General features: G+C 67.6%; 9 protein-coding genes. 5 read left to right on the top strand and 4 right to left on the bottom strand.

Translation table 11 applies throughout. The annotated features are described in order from the left end of the window. Positions 1–2: 2 nt before the first annotated feature. Positions 3–158 carry a dodecin family protein gene (locus AC04L7_RS10100; RefSeq protein WP_475512930.1) on the top strand — a complete coding sequence of 52 codons (156 nt, stop codon included), beginning with the start codon at positions 3–5 and terminating at the stop codon, positions 156–158. A gap of 77 nt (positions 159–235) precedes the next feature. Here AC04L7_RS10100 and AC04L7_RS10095 read toward each other — a convergent pair whose 3' ends face one another. Further along, positions 236–1,090, bottom strand: a complete 855-nt coding sequence (locus tag AC04L7_RS10095; RefSeq protein ID WP_475512929.1) for a kinase — start codon at positions 1,088–1,090, stop codon at positions 236–238. 33 nt (positions 1,091–1,123) lie between these two features. On the opposite strand from AC04L7_RS10095, the gene pdxH reads away from it, so the two are divergent. Both pdxH and AC04L7_RS10085 read left to right on the top strand, forming a co-directional pair. Continuing rightward, a complete protein-coding gene (pdxH, locus tag AC04L7_RS10090; protein ID WP_475512928.1) occupies positions 1,124–1,726 on the top strand; it encodes a pyridoxamine 5'-phosphate oxidase in 603 nt (200 codons plus the stop codon). A 101-nt stretch (positions 1,727–1,827) separates the two neighbouring features. After that, positions 1,828–2,625: a cobalamin-binding protein gene (locus tag AC04L7_RS10085; protein ID WP_436000041.1), complete on the top strand. Its 798-nt coding sequence runs from the start codon at positions 1,828–1,830 to the stop codon at positions 2,623–2,625. A gap of 167 nt (positions 2,626–2,792) precedes the next feature. Here the strand turns inward: AC04L7_RS10085 and AC04L7_RS10080 are convergent, their stop codons facing one another. The 3 genes from AC04L7_RS10080 to AC04L7_RS10070 form a co-directional block, all read right to left on the bottom strand. Beyond that, positions 2,793–3,248: a DUF4426 domain-containing protein gene (locus AC04L7_RS10080; RefSeq protein ID WP_436000039.1), complete on the bottom strand. Its 456-nt coding sequence runs from the start codon at positions 3,246–3,248 to the stop codon at positions 2,793–2,795. A gap of 61 nt (positions 3,249–3,309) precedes the next feature. Further along, positions 3,310–4,152, bottom strand: coding sequence for a pyrroline-5-carboxylate reductase (gene proC / locus AC04L7_RS10075; RefSeq protein WP_475512927.1), 843 nt, complete (start codon positions 4,150–4,152; stop codon positions 3,310–3,312). Positions 4,153–4,182: 30 nt separating this feature from the next. Further along, the gene (locus tag AC04L7_RS10070; RefSeq protein WP_299346353.1) at positions 4,183–4,866 is read right to left on the bottom strand and encodes a YggS family pyridoxal phosphate-dependent enzyme; all 684 of its coding nucleotides are present in this window, start codon (positions 4,864–4,866) and stop codon (positions 4,183–4,185) included. 93 nt (positions 4,867–4,959) lie between these two features. On the opposite strand from AC04L7_RS10070, the gene AC04L7_RS10065 reads away from it, so the two are divergent. Both AC04L7_RS10065 and AC04L7_RS10060 read left to right on the top strand, forming a co-directional pair. Continuing rightward, positions 4,960–5,997, top strand: a complete 1,038-nt coding sequence (locus AC04L7_RS10065) for a type IV pilus twitching motility protein PilT (protein ID WP_062352229.1) — start codon at positions 4,960–4,962, stop codon at positions 5,995–5,997. 66 nt (positions 5,998–6,063) lie between these two features. Next, the coding region (locus tag AC04L7_RS10060; RefSeq protein WP_475512926.1) for a PilT/PilU family type 4a pilus ATPase at positions 6,064–6,775 on the top strand (712 nt) is incomplete at its 3' end.

Genomic DNA, 6,775 nt, shown 5'->3' with positions numbered 1-6,775 from the left:
GCATGGAAGACGCGGTCAAGGTAGGCCTGAAGAAGACCTCCGAGACCGTGAAGAACATAAAGGGCGCCTGGGTGAACGAGATCAAGGTCGTCACCGATGACGGCGGCAACGTCACCGAGTGGCGCGTGAACCTGCGGATCAGCTTCGTGGTGCAGTGACGGGGTCGGCTGGAAAAAAGCATTGCCGTGGGAGCGACGTAAGTCGCGATGACGCATCGTGGTGCCCCCAWCGCGACTTACGTCGCTCCCACAGGGCCCTGCACGGGAATCGGGTGGCGGCTTTCGTCCAGCGCGATCGTGCGTTCGGCGATCGCCGGCAGCATCGCCAGCAGGTGCCGGCTGGTGCGTTCGTAGTGCTGGATGAAGCGGTCCAGTTGCGCGCGGTCCATGCCGGTCCGCTGCGGGTCGCGCGCAACGAGGGCCTGCTCCTGTTCCCAGCGCCAGGTCCGCACGATCTCGAAGCCGGGCGGCTGCAGGAACCACAGCGCATCGATGCGTGACCACAGCGCCGGGTAATCKTTGCGCAAGGCATCGTTGCAATGGCGGCGCCAGCGGCCGTCCGCGTCCTCGTCGCGCTCCAGCGCATTGATCGGCGTGGCCAGCACCGCGTCGTCCTCGGGCGCCGCCTTCAGGCACCAGCCTTCGAACAGCACCAGGTCGACGCGGCCGTCGATCCGTATCCAGGCGTCGTCGGGCGCACGATCGTCGGCCAGCTTGTCGAAGCGTGGCAGGATCACCCCTTCGCCATGGCGCAACGCATCCAGGACGCGACACCCCAGTGCCACATCGTGGGTGCCGGGCGGGCCACGCGTGGCGAGCAGGGGATGCGCCTCGGCGGCGAGCCGCCGTCGCTGCGCGCGGGTCAGGTACAGGTCGTCCAGCGACAGCACCGCCACCCGCAGGCCTTCGCCGCGCGCCCGGGCCGCGACCTGCTCCGCCAGCGTCGACTTGCCGCTGCCCTGCAGACCGGTGATGGCGAACACCGGAGGGCTCGCTGGCGATGCGCATGCCGTCCGCAGCGCGTCCTCGACGAGCAGCGCGGGAAAACCCTCGGGATGCACGGGTGTCGTCATCGCGCGACAATAGCGCATGCCCGGGATGCGGGCGCTGCCTGTTGCGATGCCATGACCGATCTGTACGCCGAGGCCCTGTCCACGTTCACCACGCTGTTCGGCGAAGCGAAAACCGCAGGCACCGAAGTCGAACCCAATGCGATGACGGTGGCCACCGCCACGCCGGACGGCCGCCCGTCCGCGCGCACGGTGTTGCTGAAGGCGTTCGACGAACGCGGCTTCGTCTTCTACACGCACACGCACAGCCAGAAGGGCCGCGAACTGCACGACAATCCGCGCGCCGCGCTGTTGTTCCTGTGGCGCAGCCTGCGCGAGGCCGGCATCCAGGTGCGCGTGGAGGGCGGGGTGACGCCGGTCGACGACGCAGAGGCCGAAGCATACTTCGCCTCGCGTCCACGCCAGAGCCAGCTCGGTGCCTGGGCATCGATCCAGTCCGAGACGCTGGACTCGCGCGAGGCCTTCGAGAACCGCATGGCCGACGTCGAMGCGCGCTTCGCCGGCGGCGACGTGCCGCGTCCCGAAGGCTGGAGCGGCTATCGCGTGGCGCCCGACGCCATCGAGTTCTGGTACGGCGCGCAGTTCCGACTGCACGAGCGCTGGCGTTACGAATGCGATGCCGCGGGCGCGTGGAGCAAGCGGATGCTGTTTCCGTGATGGCTATTGAGCGTCGTTGTGGGAGCGACGTGAGTCGCGAGCTTGTCCCGGCATGCCAGCAGCTCGCGGACTCACGTCGCTCCCAAAGCACAGATACTGCGATGACCGGCCCACAGCGCATCGTCTGCCTGACCGAAGAGCCGACCGAGACGCTGTACGCGCTGGGCGAGCAGGACCGCATCGTCGGCATCAGCGGGTTCACCGTGCGTCCGCCGCAAGCCCGCAAGGAAAAGCCGAAGGTCAGCGCGTTCACCAGCGCGAAGATCGACGACATCCTGTCGTTGCAGCCGGATCTCGCCATCGGTTTTTCCGACATCCAGGCCGACATCGCCGCCGAACTTGTGCGGCGGGGCGTGGAAGTGTGGATCAGCAACCATCGCAGCGTGGACGGCATCATCGACTACGTGCGGCGGCTGGGCGCGCTGGTCGGTGCCGCGACGCGCGCCAACACGTACGCCGACACGCTCGCGCGTGGACTGGACGATGTCCGCGCGCAGGCGGCGCGGCTGCCGCGCCGGCCGACGGTCTACTTCGAGGAGTGGGACGAACCGCAGATCACCGGCATCCGCTGGGTGTCCGAGCTGATCGGCATCGCCGGGGGCGACGATGTGTTCCCGGAGATGGCGCGCGAGTCGCTGGCCAAGCACCGCATCCTCGCCGACGGCAGCGAGGTGGTGCGGCGCGCACCCGACCTCATCCTGGGCTCATGGTGCGGCAAGAAGTTCCGGCCCGAGCGCGTGGCGGCACGTCCGGGCTGGGACGCGATCCCCGCCGTGTGCGACGGTGAGCTGCACGAGATCAAGTCGCCGCTGATCCTGCAGCCGGGGCCAGCGGCGCTGACCGACGGCGTGCGAGCCATCGCGGCGATCGTGCGGGCTTGGGCGGCTCGCCAGTCCTGAGGTTGACGCTTCTGTAGGAGCGACGTAAGTCGCGACCGCGGACCGGACGCCATCCGCTCGTTCGATAGGGCGGGTGCGTCATCATCACGGTGTTCTGCAACGGCCAGTTCGATAGGGACGGCGTGCGGTCGCGACTTACGTCGCTCCTACATCGGGTCCCGCGGACCTCAAAAATTCCGCTGGAACGTCACCGTTTCCGTGCGGCCACCGGCCTGCACCACGATCTCGAAGCGATAGGAATTGCGCGGCGAGAGGCGGGCGGTACCGATCAGGTCGGTGTATCCCCCGGCTTCGACTTTGCGCAGTTCGATCGCCTGGCGCGTGCCGGAGAGATCGTGCGCGGTCACCCTGACCTCGCCATCCGCATCGATTTCCTCGGCGCCTTTAACCTCGCGCAGGGCGACCAGCACCAGCGCGGTACCGGCGTCGCGCTGCACGCCGTACTGCTTCGCGACGGGCGCGCTCAGCGCCAGCGTGGGCAGCGCGTTGTAGCGCACGCGCAGGCTGCCGAAGTCGGTTTCGGCGGGCGCCGGTGGAACGAATTCGGCGACACGCGGCGTCTCGCTGCCGGAGCAGGCGACCAGGGACAGGGCGAGAATCAGCAGGGCGATCAGGCGTTTCATCGGCGTGGGTGCCTGTGTGCTGTAGGTACGTTACGAGGTTCCGAGCGGGCCGGATGCGAAGTCAATCGTTCGCCGCGGACAGTTCGCCGCCCCGTGCGGTCGCCGCGCGCACGGCCCGCGCGACCAAGGCTTCGAAGCCACCGGCCTGGAAGGTCTCGATCGCCGCCTGGGTCGTGCCATTGGGCGAGGTCACGCGGCGGCGCAATTCGGCCGGCGTCTCGCCGCTCTCGGTCAGCATGCGCGCCGCCCCCAGGACGGTCTGCAGCACCAAGGTGCGTGCGGCGTCGGCCGACAGGCCTTCGGCCACGGCAGCCGATTCCATCGCCTCGGCCAGCAGGAAGACGTAGGCCGGGCCGCTGCCCGACACGCCGGTGACGGCATCCATCTTCGCTTCGGCATCGATCCAGACCGTCGGGCCCGCGGCGGAGAGCAGCAGTTCCGCGCGCTCACGGCCKGTCGCGTCGACCTCGCCGCTCGCATGCAGGCCGGTGACGCCGGCGCCGAGCAGGGCGGGCGTGTTGGGCATGCTGCGCACCACCGGCACGCCACCGCCCAGCCAGCGCTGCATCTGCGCGACGGTGATGCCGGCGGCGATGGAGACGGCCAGCGGGCGCTGCGCCTGCGCCATCGGCGCGAGCGATTCGCACACCGTGCGCATGACCTGCGGCTTCACCGCGAACAGCCAGGTGTCCGCGCCATAGGCCGCTTCCCCGGCCTCGGTKAACACCTGCACGCCGAAGTCGGCCGCCAGCGCGGCGCGCAGCGGTTCGTTGGGCTCGGCCACGCGGATGCGCGAGGGGTCCGCACCACGCTTGAGCAGGCCGCCGATCAGGCTGCGCGCCATGTTGCCGCCGCCGATGAAGGCCAGAGGATGCGTCAGCACGCGCGACGTGGAAGGAGTCATGGTGTCAGGCCTCGGGAAAGTCGAAAGGAGTCAGGCGGGTCGCGGCGGGCGCGCGCCGAACAGGGCGGTGCCGATGCGGACCATCGTGGCCCCGTGCGCGACTGCGAGCGCGTAGTCCTCGCTCATGCCCATCGACAGGGTATCCACGCCGGGGTGTTTCGCCGCCAGTTGATCCTGCAATGCCTGCATGCGGCGGAAGGCGTCGATGCGCCGGGCGGTGTCGGGGTGGGGCGCGGGAATCGCCATCAGCCCGCGCAGGCGCAGCCGCGGCTCGGCGGCGATGGCATCGGCGAGGGCGGCGACCTCGTCGGGTTGGCAGCCATGCTTGCTGGCTTCATCGTCGATGTTCACCTGCACCAGCGCGTTGAGCGGCGCACGATCGGAAGGGCGATAGCGTGACAGAGCGCCAACCAATTTGTGACGGTCTACCGTCTGCACCCAATCGAACAGCTGCGCCGCGAGTTCGGCCTTGTTCGATTGCAGGTGGCCGATGAGGTGCCATTCCAGGCCCATGCCTGCCAGTTCCCCGATCTTCGCCTGGGCTTCCTGCACGTAGTTCTCGCCGAACGCGCGCTGGCCCGCGCGGGCCAGTTCGGCGACGGCCGACGCCGGCTGCAGCTTGGACACGGCCAGCAACGCAGGGGTTGGCCGATGCGCGGCTTTCGCTGCGTTTTCAAGGTGTTGCAGGGTCTCGCTGAGGGTGTCGGCGAGCATGTTCATCCAACCATTGGCGGGAACGGCGAGGGCGCTATACTGCCCTCCGGGGAATCAAGGTTCCAGTTCGCAGCAACTTGGGGAAGCAGCGTCATGGATATCGCCGAACTGTTGGCGTTCTCGGTAAAGAACAAAGCATCCGACCTCCACCTGTCGGCCGGCCTGCCGCCGATGATCCGCGTGGATGGCGACGTACGCCGCATCAACATCCCGGCGCTGGACCACAAGCAGGTGCACGCGCTGGTCTACGACATCATGTCGGACAAGCAGCGGCGCGACTTCGAAGAATTTCTCGAGGTCGACTTCTCGTTCGAGATTCCGTCGCTGGCGCGCTTCCGCGTCAATGCCTTCAACCAGAACCGTGGCGCCGGCGCCGTCTTCCGCACGATTCCGTCGGAAGTCCTGACCCTGGAAGACCTGGGCTGCCCGCCGCTGTTCCGCGAACTGATCCAGCAGCCGCAGGGCCTGATCCTGGTCACCGGCCCGACCGGTTCGGGCAAGTCGACCACGCTGGCGGCGATGATCGACCACATCAACAAGAACGAGTACGGGCACATCCTCAGCGTCGAGGACCCGATCGAGTTCGTGCACACCTCGCAGAAGTGCCTGATCAACCAGCGCGAAGTGCATCGCGACACGCACGGCTTCAACGAGGCGTTGCGTTCGGCGCTGCGTGAAGACCCCGACTACATCCTGGTCGGCGAGTTGCGCGACCTGGAAACCATCCGCCTGGCGCTGACCGCCGCGGAAACCGGCCACCTGGTGTTCGCCACCCTGCACACCAGCTCGGCGGCCAAGACCATCGACCGCATCATCGACGTGTTCCCCGCTGGCGAGAAGCCAATGGTGCGCTCGATGCTGTCCGAGTCGCTGCGCGCGGTCATTTCGCAGGCGCTGCTGAAGAAGATCGGCGGCGGCCGCACGGCGGCCTGGGAAATCATGGTCGGCACTCCGGCCATCCGCAACCTGATCCGCGAGGACAAGGTGGCGCAGATGTACTCGGCCATCCAGACCGGCCAGAACTACGGAATGATGACGCTCGATCAGCACCTGCAGGATCTGGTGAAGCGCAGCCTGATCACGCGCCAGCAGGCCAAGGAATACGCCAAGGAAAAGCGGTTGTTCGAGTAACGGCCGCGCGGCGCCGCCACCGGCGGCCGCCGTCCCGCGGCTTCTTCCGTCTTACGGAGCATCGCCATGAGCACCATCGATTTCACCTCGTTCCTCAAGCTGATGGCGCACCAGAAGGCGTCGGACCTGTTCATCACGTCCGGCATGCCGCCGTCCATCAAGGTGCACGGCAAGATCTCGCCGATCACGCAGACGCCGCTGACCTCGCAGCAGTCGCGCGACCTGGTGCTGAACGTGATGACGCCGGCGCAGCGCGAGGAGTTCGAGAAGACCCACGAGTGCAACTTCGCCATCGGCGTGGCGGGGGTGGGACGCTTCCGCGTGAGCTGCTTCTACCAGCGCAACCAGGTCGGCATGGTGTTGCGCCGCATCGAGACGCGCATCCCGACCATCGAAGAGCTGAACCTGCCGCCCGTCATCAAGACGCTCTCGATGACCAAGCGCGGCATCATCCTGTTCGTCGGTGCCACCGGTACCGGCAAGTCGACCTCGCTGGCGGCGATGATCGGCTACCGCAACCAGAATTCGACCGGCCACATCATCACGATCGAGGACCCGATCGAGTTCGTGCACAAGCATGAAGGCTGCATCATCACCCAGCGCGAGGTCGGCATCGATACGGACAGCTGGGAAGCCGCGCTGAAGAACACGCTGCGCCAGGCGCCGGACGTGATCATGATCGGCGAGGTGCGTACCCGCGAGGGCATGGACCACGCCATCGCCTTCGCCGAAACCGGCCACCTGGTGCTGTGCACGCTGCATGCCAACAACGCCAACC

The organism is Pseudoxanthomonas sp. LjRoot204_2 (assembly GCF_056175765.1).
This window is presented reverse-complemented; position numbering and strand designations above follow the sequence as displayed.